Below are 12203 nucleotides of genomic sequence, written 5' to 3' on the forward strand. Positions count from 1 at the left end.
GAGATGGTGATGCCGGGGGACAACGTGAAGATGACGGTGAAGCTGATCGCGCCGATCGCCATGGAAGAGGGCCTGCGCTTTGCGGTGCGCGAGGGTGGGCGCACGGTCGGCGCCGGCGTGGTCGCGAAGATCATCGAGTAAAGGGCGCGAGTCAGACCAATGGCAAACCAACGGATTCGTATTCGCCTGAAGGCGTTCGATCACCGGCTGATCGACCAGTCCGCGCGCGAGATCGTCGACACTGCAAAGCGCACCGGCGCGCAGGTGCGCGGCCCCGTGCCGCTGCCGTCGAAGCACGAGCGCTACACGGTGCTGATCTCGCCGCACGTGAACAAGGACGCGCGCGACCAGTACGAGCTGCGCACCCACAAGCGGTTGATGGACATCGTCGACCCCACAGACAAGACCGTGGACGCGTTGATGAAGCTGGACCTCGCCGCTGGCGTGGACGTGTCGATTCGGCTTAGTTGACCAATCAGTGATCGTCGCGGTGTCCGTCTCGGCCATTAACGGGACGGCCGGCTCCGCGACCAATCGGGAAAGCAGACATGAGCATTGGAGTGATCGGTCGCAAAGCGGGCATGACGCGCGTCTTCGCGGAAGACGGCGCCAGCATCCCCGTGACCGTCATCGAGGTGACGCCCAATCGTGTCGCCCAGGTGCGCACCGAAGACACCGACGGCTACCGTGCCGTGCAGGTCACCGCGGGCTCGCGCCGCGCCTCGCGCGTCACCAAGCCCATGGCGGGCCACTTCGCCAAGGCCGGTGTCGAGGCTGGCGACAGCCTGGGCGAGTTCCGGCTCGAGCCGGGTGAGGGCGACGACCTGGCCGCCGGTGCAGACATCGGCGTCGGCCTGTTCGAGGTCGGCCAGAAAGTGGACGTGCGAGGTGTCACCAAAGGCCGTGGCTTCTCCGGCGGCATTCGCCGTCACCACTTCCGCAGCCAGGACAGCACCCACGGCAACTCGCTGTCGCACCGTGCCCCGGGCTCCATCGGCCAGTGCCAGACGCCGGGCCGGGTCTGGAAGGGCAAGCGCATGGCGGGACAGCACGGCAACGTGAACCGCTGCCAGCAGAACCTCGAGATCGTCCGCGTGGACGCCGAGCGCAACCTGCTGCTGGTGAAGGGTGGCGTACCGGGGCCGGCCGGCGGCCGGCTCATCGTCCTGCCTTCGGTGAAGCAGAAGAACAAGGGTTGAGGGAGTCATGCAGCTCAACGCAGCCAACGGCGTGACGGTCGAGGTCTCCGACTCGGTCTTCGGCGTCGATTACAACGAGCCCCTGGTGCATCAGGTCGTGACCGCCTATCTGGCCGGTGCGCGCGCCGGCACCAAGGCGCAGAAGAGCCGCTCGGCGGTGCGAGGCGGCGGCAGCAAGCCCTATCGGCAGAAGGGCACCGGCCGTGCGCGCGCCGGCACCTCGCGCAGCCCGCTGTGGCGCACCGGCGGCAAAACGTTCGCCGCGCAGCCCCGCAGCTATGCGCAGAAGGTGAACCGCAAGATGTACCGTGGCGCGGTGCGCTCAATACTGTCGGAGCTTTACCGCCAGGGTCGGGTGCACGTGCTCGACGCGCTGACCTTGGATGGGCCGAAGACCAAGGCGCTGAAGGCGAAGCTCGAAGAACTCAGCCTCGATGAGGCGCTGATTATCGTCGACGAGCAGGACGACAACCTGTGGCTGGCCGCGCGCAACCTGCCGGCGGTGGATGTCGCGACCGCGGTGTCGGTAGACCCCGTGAGCCTGATCGGCTTCGGCCATCTGCTGGTCACGACGGCCGCACTGCAACGCCTGGAGGCGCGCTTCGCATGAACCAGGAACGCTTGATGAAGGTATTGCTCGGCCCGGTGATCTCCGAGAAGTCGACCCTTGCCGCCGACAACGACGGCCAGTTCGTCTTCCGCGTCACCACCGATGCGACCAAGCAGGAGATCGGCCGCGCCGTGGAGCTTTTGTTCGACGTGCAGGTGGACAACGTCCGCGTGCTGAACGTCAAGGGCAAGCGCAAGCGTTTCGGTGCTCGCGCCGGCCGCCGGGCCGACTGGCGCAAGGCGTATGTGCGCCTGAAGCCTGGGCAGGACATCGATTTCGGCGGCGGCGCCTGAGCGACGCCGGATAGGGGTAGGCAGACATGGCAATCGCGAAGATGAAACCTTCGTCGCCCGGGCGGCGGTTCATGGTCAAGGTGACCAACCCGGATCTGCACCGGGGTGAGCCGATGCGCCAACTGGTGACGAAGAAGAACCGCACCGGCGGCCGCAACAACGCGGGGCGCATCAGTGTTCGCCACCACGGCGGCGGCCACAAGCAGCGCTATCGCCTGGTGGACTTCAAGCGGCGCAAGCAGGATGTGCCCGCGACGGTGGAGCGCTTCGAGTACGACCCGAACCGATCCGCCAACCTCGCGCTCCTCAAGTATGCCGATGGCGAGTGGGGATACGTGCTGGCGCCGAAGGGTCTGAACAAGGGCGACACCGTAGTGGCGTCCGAGACGGCGCCCATCGCGGTCGGCAATTGCCTGCCGCTGCGCAACATCCCGGTGGGCACCGAGGTGCATGCCATCGAGCTGCGCCCCGGCAAGGGTGCGCAGATCGCGCGCTCCGCGGGCGCGTCGGTGCAGCTGGTGGCGCGTGAGGGCGACCATGCGACGCTGCGGCTGCGCTCCGGTGAGATGCGCAAGGTGCACGCCGAGTGCCGCGCTGTCATCGGTGCCGTCGGTAACGGCGAGCACAGCCTGCGCAAGCTGGGCAAGGCTGGCGCGTCGCGCTGGCGCGGTGTGCGTCCGACGGTTCGTGGCGTCGTCATGAACCCAGTCGACCATCCGCACGGCGGCGGCGAGGGCCGAACCTCCGGCGGCCGCAACCCGGTGACGCCTTGGGGCGTGCCTACCAAGGGTTACAAGACCCGGAAGAACAAGCGGACCGACGGCATGATCGTTCGTCGCCGAGGCCGCAAGTAAGAACACAATCGAGGATCGATCCAGTGCCACGTTCAGTCAGAAAAGGGCCATTCATCGACCACCATCTGGCGAAGAAGGTGTCCGATGCGGTGGCGCAGAACAGCAAGCGCCCGATCAAGACGTGGTCCAGGCGCTCGATGGTCCTGCCGGAAATGGTGGGTCTCACCATCGCCGTGCACAACGGGCGGGCGCACGTGCCCATCCTGGTTAACGAAAACATGATCGGCCACAAGCTCGGCGAGTTTGCACTGACGCGGACCTTCCGCGGACACGCTGCTGACCGCAAGGCCAAGAAGCGCTAGGCCGCGAGGGGATGGGAGACGAGTCATGCAAGCTGTGGCGACACTGAAATACGCGCGCATCTCGGCGCAGAAGGCGCGCCTGGTGGGCGACCAGATCCGGGGCATGCACGTGGAGCGTGCGCTGAACGACCTTCAGTTCAGCACCAAGAGGGCGGCGAGCATCTTCAAGAAGGTGCTGGAGTCGGCCATTGCCAATGCCGAGCACAACGAGGGCGCGGACGTCGATGAGCTGAAGGTCGTCGCGGTGCAGGTCAACGAGGGCCCCACCATGAAGCGCATCCGCGCGCGTGCCAAGGGCCGCGCCTCGCGAATTCTGAAGCGGACGAGTCACATCAGCGTGACTGTGTCCGAAGGCTGAGGCAAGAGTTATGGGACAGAAAGTCAATCCGGTCGGCATTCGCCTTGGCATCGTCAAGGACTGGACGTCCACTTGGTATGCCGATTCGAAGGACTACGCCGACTTCCTGAACAACGACATCGAGGTGCGCAACTTCTTGAAGAAGAAGCTCGCTTCCGCCTCGGTGAGCCGGATTCAGATCAACCGTCCGGCCAAGAACGCGCACATCACCATTCATACGGCGCGGCCGGGCGTGGTCATCGGCAAGAAGGGCGAGGAGATCGACAAGCTGCGTGCCGAAGTCTCCCGGCGCATGGGCATTCCGGTGCACATCAGCATCGAAGAGATCCGTAAGCCGGAGCTGGATGCCCAACTCGTGGCCGAGGGCATCGCCCAGCAGCTCGAGCGACGCATCATGTTCCGCCGCGCCATGAAGCGGGCGGTGCAGTCCACCATGCGCGCCGGTGCCGAGGGCGTGCGCGTGAACATCGCCGGTCGCCTGAACGGCGCCGAGATCGCGCGCTCCGAGTGGTACCGCGAGGGCCGCGTGCCGCTGCACACCCTGCGTGCGGACATCGACTACGGCTTCGCCGAGGCGCGCACCACCTATGGCGTGCTCGGGGTCAAGGTCTGGATCTTCCGGGGGGAGGTCTTCGAGGGCATGCCCGAGGAGCCGCAACAGCCCGAGAAGCGCGGCTCGCGGAGGGGATAACAGATGCTGCAACCGAAAAGAACCAAGTTCCGCAAGCAGCACAAGGGCCGCAACCGCGGGCTTGCGCAGAGCGGTAACGCGGTCTCCTTTGGCGAATTTGGGCTTAAGGCCGTCGGTCGCGGCCGCCTGACGGCCCGGCAGATTGAGGCGGCCCGCCGCGCCATCACCCGCAAGGTGCGCCGCGGCGGCAAACTCTGGATTCGCGTGTTTCCGGACAAGCCCATCTCGAAGAAGCCGCTCGAGGTGCGCATGGGCAAGGGCAAGGGCAACGTCGAGTACTGGGTCGCGCTGATCCAGCCGGGGCGCATGCTCTACGAGATCGAGGGCGTCTCCGAGGACTTGGCACGCGAGGCATTCACGCTGGCCGCGGCGAAGCTCCCGGTGCAGACCAAGTTCGAGAAGAGGGTGGTGCTGTGAGTAAGGCAGCGGAGTTGCGCGGCCAGCCGCGCGAAGACCTGGAGAAGCAACTGCTGGAGCTGCTGAAGGAGCAGTTCAATCTGCGCATGCAGAAGGGCAGCGGCCAACTCGCCCGGCCCTCGCAATTCAAGACGGTGCGCCGCGAAATCGCGCGCATCAAGACCGTGCTGGCAGAGCAGGCCATGCCCGCTGGCGGCGAGCAGTGACCGCCTCAGTGATCGAATCAGCCGCCGGGTGAGCCAGCGATGACGGAACAAGAAACCATGTCCGAGCAGAAGAGCAACCGAATCCTCAGCGGACGCGTCGTCAGCAACGCGATGGATCGGACCATCACGGTGCTGGTGGAGCGGCGCGTCAAGCATCCGCTGTACGGCAAGTTCATGCGCCGCTCCATGAAGCTGCATGCGCATGACGCCGAGAACGCCTGCAATGCCGGCGATCTGGTGCGGGTCGAACAGTGCCGGCCGCTGTCCAAGACCAAGTGTTGGCGGTTGGTGGAGATCGTCGAGAAGGCGCGCTGACGTCGCGAGGCGCTTGCGGCTCGGCGCGGCCGTGGCGGGCACCACCACGGCGGCCACGGGTGGTCGCGCACATCGGGTCGGCAAAGGCGCCGTTGCCAGCGCCAGAAACTACTTCAGAGGTAGGTCCAGACAATGATTCAAATGCAAACCCGCCTCGGGGTCGCGGACAACAGCGGCGCACGCGCCGTGCAGTGCATCAAGGTGCTGGGCGGTTCCCACCGGCGTTACGCCAACATCGGCGACATCGTCAAGGTGACCGTCAAGGACGCGATTCCACGCGGCAAGGTGAAAAAGGGCGACGTCTTCAATGCCGTCGTCGTGCGCACGCGCAAGGGCGTACGCCGCCCGGATGGCTCGTTGATCCGCTTCGACGGCAATGCCGCGGTGCTGCTCAACAACCAGCTGCAGCCCATCGGCACCCGTATCTTCGGGCCGGTGACCCGCGAGCTGCGCACCGAGCGATTCATGAAAATCATTTCGCTCGCGCCAGAAGTCCTCTAAGAGGCCATGCTTGGAGCTGCGGCGCCGTCGGCGAACAGGGTTACAACTATGCGCAAGATCAGAGTGGGCGATGACGTCATGGTCATCGCCGGCAAGGACAAGGGTAAGCGGGGCACCGTGCTGCGCGTCGTGGATGCCGACCACGTGGTGGTCGAGAACGTCAACATCGCGAAGAAGCACCAGAAGCCGAATCCGAACAAGGGCATTGCAGGCGGGATCATGGATAAAGAGATGCCCATGCACGTCTCCAACGTCGGGCTGTACAACCCGGCCAAGGACGGCGCTGACCGCGTCGGCTTCACGGTGCTCGGCGACGGTCGAAAGGTACGGGTGTTCAAATCCGACGGCGAAGTCGTCGACGTTTGAGTCGAGCAGATATGTCCAGACTGGCAACACAATATCGCGAGCAGGTCGTCGGCCAGCTGCAGGAGCGCTTCGGTTACAAGAGCGTGATGCAGGTGCCACGGCTGGTGAAGGTCACGCTCAACATGGGCGTCGGCGAGGCCATCAATGACAAGAAGATCATGGAGAACGCGGTCGGCGATCTGACGCGCATCTCCGGCCAAAAGCCGATTGTCACCAAGGCGCGCAAGTCCGTCGCCGGATTCAAGATCCGCGAGGGCTGGCCCATCGGCTGCAAGGTCACCTTGCGCCACGAGCGCATGTATGAGTTCCTCGATCGGCTGATCAACATCGCCATCCCGCGTATTCGGGACTTCCGTGGCTTGAGCCCGAAGGCCTTCGACGGCCGCGGCAACTACTCCATGGGCGTGCGCGAGCAGATCATCTTCCCGGAGATCGACTACGACAAGATCGACGCGATCCGCGGCCTCGACGTGACCATCACCACCACGGCCCAGACCGATGAAGAGGGCCGCGCGCTGCTGGACGCATTCAACTTTCCGTTCCGGACATAGGTCGAGTCATGGCGAAGAAGAGCATGATCGCCCGCGAAGCGAAGCGGGCAAAGGCGGCGGTGCGCTACGCCGAGAAGCGTGAGCGGCTCAAGGCCATCATCAACGACCGCAGCGCGGAGCCGGAGGCCATCGACGTCGCCGTCGTTGCGCTGCAGAAGCTGCCACGGGATGCGAGTCCGGCGCGCAAGCAGCGCCGCTGCCGCGTCAGCGGCCGCCCGCACGCCGTCTACCGCAAGTTCGGCCTGTGCCGGAACAAGCTGCGTGAAGCGGTGATGCGGGGCGACGTGCCCGGCGTGGTCAAGGCGAGCTGGTAGCAGGCTACAGGTAACGGGCCCGCGAGCGCGGGCCGGCATTCGAGGGCTCGGCCGCACCTGATCCGCGGCCTGGGGCCCCAACCCATTGGGTATCGCGCCGGGCATGGCGGCCTGACCCTGGAGGAACAACATGAGTATGTCGGATCCCATTGCGGACATGCTGACGCATATCCGCAACGGCCAGGTACGCGGCAAGATCACCATCCGCATGCCGTCGTCGAAGCAGAAGAAGGCCATCGCTCAACTGCTCAAGGATGAGGGTTACATCAGCGACTTCTCGGTCCAGGAAGCCGAGGGCAAGGCGCAGCTGGAAGTGCGGCTGAAGTATTTCCGCGGCAAGCCCGTCATCGAGGAGCTGAAGCGCGTCTCGCGCCCGGGTCTGCGCATCTATCGCGGCCGCGGCGAGTTGCCCCGCGTCTGGGGCGGCCTCGGCGTGGCCATCGTCTCCACGTCCCAAGGTCTGATGACCGACCGCCAGGCCCGTGAGGCCGGACACGGCGGCGAGATCATCGCCTACGTCGCGTAACCGGAGGCCGGGCATGTCGAGAATCGCAAAAGCGCCCATCAACGTCCCGTCCGGGGTGGACGTGAACATCGCCGGCCAAGACGTGGCGGTGAAGGGGCCAAAGGGCAATCTGAGCTGGACCGTGCACCAGCACGTCTCCGTGGCCGTGAACGATGGCATCGTCAGCGTCACGCCGAACGGCGACGAGCACTGGGCGATGGCCGGTACCACACGGGCGCTGCTCAGCAACATGGTCACCGGCGTCAGCGCCGGCTTCGAGCGCAAGCTGACCCTGGTGGGCGTCGGCTACCGCGCGCAGGCGAAGGGCAAGGTGCTGACTCTGGCACTGGGGTATTCGCATCCCATCGACTATCCGGTGCCCGAGGGCATCGACATCGAGACGCCGACTGCCACCGAGATCGTCGTCAAGGGCGCCGATAAGCAGCGTGTGGGCCAGGTCGCCGCGGAGATCCGCGCGTTCCGGCCGCCCGAGCCCTACAAGGGCAAGGGTGTGCGCTACGCCGACGAGCAAGTCGCGCGCAAAGAAGCGAAGAAGAAGTAGGGGTGTCAGCGATGATGGACAAGAAACAAGCCAGGTTGCGTCGCGCCACACGCGCACGCGCCAAGATTCGCGAGCTCGGCGCCCACCGGCTGTGCATATATCGCTCGCCGCGGCACATCTACGCGCAGATCATCGCACCGGACGGCAATCGGGTCATCGCCAGCGCTTCGACCCTGGACAAGGAATATCGCCAGGGCGCGCAGGGCCACTCGGGCAACGTCAGCGCTGCTGCGGCCATTGGCAAGATCGTCGCCGAGCGCGCGCGTGCCGCCGGTATCGAGCAGGTGAGCTTCGACCGCTCGGGCTTCAAATATCACGGTCGTGTCAAAGCGTTGGCGGACGCGGCACGAGAAAACGGACTCAAGTTCTGAGGTTGCGGCAATGGCGGCATTCAATCCAAAGCCCGAAGGCGACGAGCTGCTCGAGAAGCTGATCTCCGTCAACCGGGTTGCGAAAGTGGTCAAGGGCGGTCGGGTGTTCGGATTCGGCGCGCTCACCGTCGTCGGCGATGGCAAGGGCCGCGTGGGCTTCGGCACGGGCAAGGCGCGTGAGGTCCCGGTGGCCATCCAAAAGGCCATGGAGTCGGCGCGCAAGAATATGGTGGACGTGCGTCTGAAGGGCACGACGGTGCAGTATCCGCTGGTGGGTCAGCACGGCGCCGCCCGGGTCTACATGCAGCCCGCCTCCGAGGGTACCGGCATCATTGCCGGCGGCGCCATGCGCGCGGTGTTCGAGGTGGTCGGCGTGCAGAACGTGCTCGCCAAGTGCATCGGCACCAACAACCCCATGAACGTCGTTCGCGCCACCATCAACGGTCTGTCCGAAATGGTCGACGCCGAGTTGGTCGCTGCCAAGCGTGGCAAGACGGTCGAGGAGATCCTGTCATGACCGGGGCGGACGACAACAAGACCATGCGCGTGCAGCTGTTTCGCAGCATCCACGGGCGTTTGAAGAACCATCAGGCCTGCGTGCGCGGCCTTGGCCTGCGGCGCATGCACCAGGTCGTCGAGGTGGAGGACACCCCGGCCACCCGCGGCATGCTGAACAAAGTGGCCTACATGGTGCGCGAGGTCGCGGAGAACTGACATGCACTTGAACGATCTGAAACCCACCGCCGGCAGCCACCGGGCGCGCAAGCGCGTCGGTCGCGGCATCGGCAGCGGGCTCGGCAAGACCGCCGGACGCGGCCACAAGGGCCAGAAGTCGCGCTCGGGCGGCTTCCACAAGCTCGGCTTCGAGGGCGGCCAGATGCCCCTGCAACGGCGGCTGCCGAAGGTCGGCTTCCGCTCGCGCATGGCGGTGGATCGGGACGAGATCCGCCTGAGCGAGCTCGGCGCCGTCGCCGGCGACGAGGTGACCCTGGACGCCCTGCGTGCTGCCGGTCTGATCGGCCGCGGCATCAAGCGCGTGAAAATCATCAAGTCCGGGGACCCGGCGCGCGCTTTCACGGTGCGTGGCGTTGCGGTCACCGCGGGCGCAAAGGCGGCAATCGAGGCCGCGGGCGGGACGGTCGAGGCGTAATTGGTGGACCCAGTCAGAGCCGGGCTTACAGCCGGGCTCAAGGCCGGGCTCGCGGTCATGCCGTCAGCGCAGCTCACGCCTGGTTCGCGGATTCATCGCCGGTCTGAATCGGGCGCGAAACGTGACACGGCCTGTGGCGTGACACGATCGCGGTGACACTATCGCGGAGACGACGAGATACCTATGGCGAAATACGGCGCATCCGCCATGCAGTCACTTGGCGGCATGGGCAAGCTCACCGAGCTGCGGCAGCGGCTGCTGTTCGTGCTCGGCGCGCTGCTCGTGTATCGCATTGGCACCTTCATACCGGTGCCGGGCGTCAATCCGCAGGCGCTGGCCCTCCTGTTCGAGCAGAATCAGGGCTCCATCCTGGACATGTTCAACATGTTCTCCGGGGGCGGACTGAAGCGGGCGAGCATCTTTGCGCTCGGCATCATGCCGTACATCTCGGCGAGCATCATCATGCAGCTGATGGCGTCGGTGATCCCGCAACTAGAGCAGATCAAGAAGGAGGGCGAGTCCGGCCGGCGCAAGATGACCCAGTGGACGCGCTATGGCACGGTGGTGCTGGCGAGCTTCCAGGCCATCGGCATCTCCATCGCGCTGCAGGGACAGACCGCCGGCGGGTCGGCCATCGTGACGCATCAGGGCTTTGGCTTCGTGTTCACCGCGGCGGTGTCGCTGGTGACAGGCACCATGTTCCTGATGTGGCTGGGCGAGCAGATCACGGAGCGGGGCATCGGCAACGGTATCTCGCTGCTCATCTTTTCCGGCATCGTCGCCGGGTTGCCGGCAGCGGTCGGCGGGACGCTGGAGCTGGTGCGCACCGGCGAGATGAACGCGCTGGCGGTGCTGGCCTTGTTCGCGCTGGTGCTGGCCGTAACGGCGCTGGTGGTCTTCGTGGAGCGCGGGCAGCGGCGCATCACGGTGAACTACGCGCGCCGGCAGCAGGGCAGACGCATGATGGCGGCGCAGAGCACGCACCTGCCGCTGAAACTGAACATGGCGGGCGTGATCCCACCCATTTTCGCGTCGAGCATCATTCTGTTCCCCGGCACGCTGGGGCAGTGGTTCGGCCAGTCGGAAAATATGCGCTGGCTCGCGGACATCACCTCCAAGCTGGCGCCGGGTGAGCCGATCTACGTGATCCTCTACACGGTGGCGATCGTCTTCTTCTGCTTCTTCTACACGGCGCTGGTGTTCAACTCGAAGGATACCGCCGACAACCTGAAGCGCTCGGGGGCGTTCATACCGGGCATTCGTCCGGGTGAGCAGACCGCGCGGTACATCGACACCGTCATGACGCGGCTCACCGCGGCCGGGGCGATCTACATCACCGCCGTCTGCCTGCTGCCCGAGTTTCTGATCGTCGGCTGGAACGTGCCCTTCTACTTCGGCGGCACGTCGCTGCTGATCGTGGTGGTGGTCGTCATGGACTTCATGGCGCAGGTGCAGGCGCATCTGATGTCGCATCAGTACGAAGGTCTGATGAAGAAGGCGAACCTGAAGGCGCCTGGTGCAGGGCTCACCCGCTAGCCAGGCCAGTATCGACAACCAAAGGCGCTGGCCGGCCCGGCAGGGCCGGGTCCAGCGCGGGCGCAACGGGCGCCGGGAGCAAGCAATGAAAGTACAGGCATCGGTCAAGAAGGTGTGCCGGCACTGCAAGATCATCCGCCGTCATGGCAGCGTGCGCGTGATCTGTAAGGACGTGCGGCACAAGCAGCGTCAAGGTTGATGAACCTGGTATTGACGCATCGTTCGGTTATTGATATTCTGCGCGGTTTACGTTCGCGCGCGTGATTGAGGAGTCTTCAGCATGGCCCGCATTGCCGGCGTCAACATCCCGGACCGTAAGCACACGGTCATTGCGCTGACCGCCATCTACGGTATCGGCCGTACCCGGGCCGCGCAAATCTGTGAGGCGGCGAATGTGCCCGCTGCGACCCGGATCCAGGACCTCTCGGAAGACGAGGTGGATCGGCTGCGGACCGAGGTTGGCAAGTACACCGTCGAGGGCGATCTGCGCCGCGAGGTGTCCATGAACATCAAGCGCCTGATGGATCTCGGCTGCAATCGGGGCATCCGGCATCGGCGCGGTCTGCCGCTGCGCGGGCAGCGGACGCGGACCAACGCACGCACGCGGAAGGGTCCGCGCCGTCCGATCAAGCGCTGATCCGCCCTTCATGCCGCGGCCCGACCGGCCGTGATGAAGGCGGTGCGCATGGCGTTTTCCACCGGGAGCAACTGTGGCTAAGCAGGTAAAAACACGCAAGAAGGTCAAGAAGCAGGTGGCCGATGGCATCGCCCACGTGCACGCGTCCTTCAACAATACGATCATCACGATCACGGATCGCCAGGGCAACGCGCTGGCGTGGGCCACGTCCGGTGGCTCCGGTTTCCGTGGGTCGCGCAAGAGCACGCCGTTCGCGGCGCAGGTGGCTGCATCCCGTGCCGGTGCCGCCGCGAAAGAGTTTGGCATCGTCAATCTGGATGTCAATGTCAAAGGGCCTGGCCCGGGACGCGAGTCCGCCGTGCGTGCGCTCAACAATGCCGGCTTCAAGGTCACCAGCATCACGGACGTCACACCCATCCCGCACAACGGCTGTCGTCCGCCGAAGAAGCGGCGCGTCTAACTGGA

At 65.4% G+C, this 12203-nt stretch carries 25 protein-coding genes and 1 pseudogene; all 26 read left to right on the forward strand.

Annotated features, from left to right (window positions below; all coding sequences use genetic code 11):
- Positions 1 to 141 (forward strand): annotated as a pseudogene (gene tuf, locus LJE69_RS08590) (elongation factor Tu); the annotation flags it as partial.
- An 18-nt stretch (positions 142 to 159) separates the two neighbouring features.
- A complete protein-coding gene (rpsJ, locus tag LJE69_RS08595) occupies positions 160 to 471 on the forward strand; it encodes a 30S ribosomal protein S10 (protein ID WP_295540425.1) in 312 nt (103 codons plus the stop codon).
- Positions 472 to 548: 77 nt separating this feature from the next.
- Positions 549 to 1199, forward strand: a complete 651-nt coding sequence (gene rplC / locus LJE69_RS08600; RefSeq protein ID WP_296923920.1) for a 50S ribosomal protein L3 — start codon at positions 549 to 551, stop codon at positions 1197 to 1199.
- Positions 1200 to 1206: 7 nt separating this feature from the next.
- Positions 1207 to 1809: a 50S ribosomal protein L4 gene (gene rplD, locus LJE69_RS08605; protein ID WP_296923922.1), complete on the forward strand. Its 603-nt coding sequence runs from the start codon at positions 1207 to 1209 to the stop codon at positions 1807 to 1809.
- Positions 1806 to 2102 carry a 50S ribosomal protein L23 gene (gene rplW / locus LJE69_RS08610; RefSeq protein ID WP_296923924.1) on the forward strand — a complete coding sequence of 99 codons (297 nt, stop codon included), beginning with the start codon at positions 1806 to 1808 and terminating at the stop codon, positions 2100 to 2102. Before rplD ends, rplW begins: the two co-directional genes overlap by 4 nt.
- Positions 2103 to 2128: 26 nt before the next feature.
- On the forward strand, positions 2129 to 2956 hold the full coding sequence (rplB, locus tag LJE69_RS08615) for a 50S ribosomal protein L2 (protein WP_296923926.1): 828 nt from the start codon (positions 2129 to 2131) through the stop codon (positions 2954 to 2956).
- A 23-nt stretch (positions 2957 to 2979) separates the two neighbouring features.
- Positions 2980 to 3258, forward strand: a complete 279-nt coding sequence (gene rpsS, locus LJE69_RS08620) for a 30S ribosomal protein S19 (RefSeq protein ID WP_296923928.1) — start codon at positions 2980 to 2982, stop codon at positions 3256 to 3258.
- A 25-nt stretch (positions 3259 to 3283) separates the two neighbouring features.
- Positions 3284 to 3616 carry a 50S ribosomal protein L22 gene (gene rplV, locus LJE69_RS08625; protein WP_296923930.1) on the forward strand — a complete coding sequence of 111 codons (333 nt, stop codon included), beginning with the start codon at positions 3284 to 3286 and terminating at the stop codon, positions 3614 to 3616.
- 10 nt (positions 3617 to 3626) lie between these two features.
- Entirely contained in the window at positions 3627 to 4307 is a 681-nt protein-coding gene (gene rpsC / locus LJE69_RS08630; RefSeq protein ID WP_296923932.1) for a 30S ribosomal protein S3, read from the forward strand.
- 3 nt (positions 4308 to 4310) lie between these two features.
- A complete protein-coding gene (rplP, locus tag LJE69_RS08635; protein WP_296923934.1) occupies positions 4311 to 4724 on the forward strand; it encodes a 50S ribosomal protein L16 in 414 nt (137 codons plus the stop codon).
- Complete coding sequence (gene rpmC / locus LJE69_RS08640) at positions 4721 to 4930, forward strand: 50S ribosomal protein L29 (protein ID WP_296923936.1); 210 nt, start codon at positions 4721 to 4723, stop codon at positions 4928 to 4930. Before rplP ends, rpmC begins: the two co-directional genes overlap by 4 nt.
- 57 nt (positions 4931 to 4987) lie before the next feature.
- The gene (gene rpsQ, locus LJE69_RS08645; protein ID WP_296923998.1) at positions 4988 to 5245 is read left to right on the forward strand and encodes a 30S ribosomal protein S17; all 258 of its coding nucleotides are present in this window, start codon (positions 4988 to 4990) and stop codon (positions 5243 to 5245) included.
- Between the two features lie 132 nt (positions 5246 to 5377).
- Positions 5378 to 5746 (forward strand): 50S ribosomal protein L14, encoded by a 369-nt coding sequence (gene rplN, locus LJE69_RS08650; RefSeq protein WP_296923938.1) that lies wholly within the window; start codon positions 5378 to 5380, stop codon positions 5744 to 5746.
- Positions 5747 to 5794: 48 nt separating this feature from the next.
- Entirely contained in the window at positions 5795 to 6112 is a 318-nt protein-coding gene (gene rplX, locus LJE69_RS08655; protein ID WP_296923940.1) for a 50S ribosomal protein L24, read from the forward strand.
- A gap of 11 nt (positions 6113 to 6123) precedes the next feature.
- Complete coding sequence (rplE, locus tag LJE69_RS08660) at positions 6124 to 6663, forward strand: 50S ribosomal protein L5 (protein ID WP_296923942.1); 540 nt, start codon at positions 6124 to 6126, stop codon at positions 6661 to 6663.
- An 8-nt stretch (positions 6664 to 6671) separates the two neighbouring features.
- Positions 6672 to 6977, forward strand: coding sequence for a 30S ribosomal protein S14 (gene rpsN / locus LJE69_RS08665; RefSeq protein WP_296923943.1), 306 nt, complete (start codon positions 6672 to 6674; stop codon positions 6975 to 6977).
- Between the two features lie 130 nt (positions 6978 to 7107).
- Positions 7108 to 7503, forward strand: a complete 396-nt coding sequence (gene rpsH / locus LJE69_RS08670) for a 30S ribosomal protein S8 (RefSeq protein WP_296923945.1) — start codon at positions 7108 to 7110, stop codon at positions 7501 to 7503.
- Positions 7504 to 7516: 13 nt separating this feature from the next.
- Positions 7517 to 8044, forward strand: a complete 528-nt coding sequence (rplF, locus tag LJE69_RS08675) for a 50S ribosomal protein L6 (protein WP_296923947.1) — start codon at positions 7517 to 7519, stop codon at positions 8042 to 8044.
- Positions 8045 to 8058: 14 nt separating this feature from the next.
- Positions 8059 to 8415: a 50S ribosomal protein L18 gene (rplR, locus tag LJE69_RS08680; RefSeq protein ID WP_296923949.1), complete on the forward strand. Its 357-nt coding sequence runs from the start codon at positions 8059 to 8061 to the stop codon at positions 8413 to 8415.
- Positions 8416 to 8425: 10 nt separating this feature from the next.
- A complete protein-coding gene (rpsE, locus tag LJE69_RS08685; protein ID WP_296923951.1) occupies positions 8426 to 8932 on the forward strand; it encodes a 30S ribosomal protein S5 in 507 nt (168 codons plus the stop codon).
- A complete protein-coding gene (gene rpmD / locus LJE69_RS08690; RefSeq protein WP_296923952.1) occupies positions 8929 to 9129 on the forward strand; it encodes a 50S ribosomal protein L30 in 201 nt (66 codons plus the stop codon). Before rpsE ends, rpmD begins: the two co-directional genes overlap by 4 nt.
- A 1-nt stretch (position 9130) precedes the next feature.
- Positions 9131 to 9565: a 50S ribosomal protein L15 gene (gene rplO, locus LJE69_RS08695; protein WP_296923954.1), complete on the forward strand. Its 435-nt coding sequence runs from the start codon at positions 9131 to 9133 to the stop codon at positions 9563 to 9565.
- A gap of 183 nt (positions 9566 to 9748) precedes the next feature.
- Positions 9749 to 11101, forward strand: coding sequence for a preprotein translocase subunit SecY (gene secY / locus LJE69_RS08700; protein ID WP_296923955.1), 1353 nt, complete (start codon positions 9749 to 9751; stop codon positions 11099 to 11101).
- Positions 11102 to 11186: 85 nt separating this feature from the next.
- Positions 11187 to 11300 carry a 50S ribosomal protein L36 gene (gene rpmJ / locus LJE69_RS08705; RefSeq protein WP_296923956.1) on the forward strand — a complete coding sequence of 38 codons (114 nt, stop codon included), beginning with the start codon at positions 11187 to 11189 and terminating at the stop codon, positions 11298 to 11300.
- An 81-nt stretch (positions 11301 to 11381) separates the two neighbouring features.
- Positions 11382 to 11738 (forward strand): 30S ribosomal protein S13, encoded by a 357-nt coding sequence (rpsM, locus tag LJE69_RS08710; RefSeq protein ID WP_296923957.1) that lies wholly within the window; start codon positions 11382 to 11384, stop codon positions 11736 to 11738.
- 73 nt (positions 11739 to 11811) lie between these two features.
- The gene (rpsK, locus tag LJE69_RS08715; protein WP_296923958.1) at positions 11812 to 12198 is read left to right on the forward strand and encodes a 30S ribosomal protein S11; all 387 of its coding nucleotides are present in this window, start codon (positions 11812 to 11814) and stop codon (positions 12196 to 12198) included.
- The last annotated feature ends 5 nt before the right edge of the window (positions 12199 to 12203 follow it).

Origin of the sequence: Thiohalocapsa sp., assembly GCF_022340605.1 — a bacterium.
Lineage (GTDB): Bacteria > Pseudomonadota > Gammaproteobacteria > Chromatiales > Chromatiaceae > Thiohalocapsa.

Excerpts from the sequence above, each read along its gene's own strand:
- rpsJ (WP_295540425.1), top strand. The coding sequence starts at position 160 with ATGGCAAACCAACGGATTCGTATTCGCCTGAAGGCGTTCGATCACCGG.
- rplC (WP_296923920.1), top strand. The coding sequence starts at position 549 with ATGAGCATTGGAGTGATCGGTCGCAAAGCGGGCATGACGCGCGTCTTC.
- rplD (WP_296923922.1), top strand. The coding sequence starts at position 1,207 with ATGCAGCTCAACGCAGCCAACGGCGTGACGGTCGAGGTCTCCGACTCG.
- rplW (WP_296923924.1), top strand. The coding sequence starts at position 1,806 with ATGAACCAGGAACGCTTGATGAAGGTATTGCTCGGCCCGGTGATCTCC.
- rplB (WP_296923926.1), top strand. The coding sequence starts at position 2,129 with ATGGCAATCGCGAAGATGAAACCTTCGTCGCCCGGGCGGCGGTTCATG.
- rplV (WP_296923930.1), top strand. The coding sequence starts at position 3,284 with ATGCAAGCTGTGGCGACACTGAAATACGCGCGCATCTCGGCGCAGAAG.
- rpsC (WP_296923932.1), top strand. The coding sequence starts at position 3,627 with ATGGGACAGAAAGTCAATCCGGTCGGCATTCGCCTTGGCATCGTCAAG.
- rplP (WP_296923934.1), top strand. The coding sequence starts at position 4,311 with ATGCTGCAACCGAAAAGAACCAAGTTCCGCAAGCAGCACAAGGGCCGC.
- rpsQ (WP_296923998.1), top strand. The coding sequence starts at position 4,988 with ATGTCCGAGCAGAAGAGCAACCGAATCCTCAGCGGACGCGTCGTCAGC.
- rplN (WP_296923938.1), top strand. The coding sequence starts at position 5,378 with ATGATTCAAATGCAAACCCGCCTCGGGGTCGCGGACAACAGCGGCGCA.
- rplX (WP_296923940.1), top strand. The coding sequence starts at position 5,795 with ATGCGCAAGATCAGAGTGGGCGATGACGTCATGGTCATCGCCGGCAAG.
- rplE (WP_296923942.1), top strand. The coding sequence starts at position 6,124 with ATGTCCAGACTGGCAACACAATATCGCGAGCAGGTCGTCGGCCAGCTG.
- rpsN (WP_296923943.1), top strand. The coding sequence starts at position 6,672 with ATGGCGAAGAAGAGCATGATCGCCCGCGAAGCGAAGCGGGCAAAGGCG.
- rpsH (WP_296923945.1), top strand. The coding sequence starts at position 7,108 with ATGAGTATGTCGGATCCCATTGCGGACATGCTGACGCATATCCGCAAC.
- rplF (WP_296923947.1), top strand. The coding sequence starts at position 7,517 with ATGTCGAGAATCGCAAAAGCGCCCATCAACGTCCCGTCCGGGGTGGAC.
- rplR (WP_296923949.1), top strand. The coding sequence starts at position 8,059 with ATGGACAAGAAACAAGCCAGGTTGCGTCGCGCCACACGCGCACGCGCC.
- rpsE (WP_296923951.1), top strand. The coding sequence starts at position 8,426 with ATGGCGGCATTCAATCCAAAGCCCGAAGGCGACGAGCTGCTCGAGAAG.
- rpmD (WP_296923952.1), top strand. The coding sequence starts at position 8,929 with ATGACCGGGGCGGACGACAACAAGACCATGCGCGTGCAGCTGTTTCGC.
- rplO (WP_296923954.1), top strand. The coding sequence starts at position 9,131 with ATGCACTTGAACGATCTGAAACCCACCGCCGGCAGCCACCGGGCGCGC.
- secY (WP_296923955.1), top strand. The coding sequence starts at position 9,749 with ATGGCGAAATACGGCGCATCCGCCATGCAGTCACTTGGCGGCATGGGC.
- rpmJ (WP_296923956.1), top strand. The coding sequence starts at position 11,187 with ATGAAAGTACAGGCATCGGTCAAGAAGGTGTGCCGGCACTGCAAGATC.
- rpsM (WP_296923957.1), top strand. The coding sequence starts at position 11,382 with ATGGCCCGCATTGCCGGCGTCAACATCCCGGACCGTAAGCACACGGTC.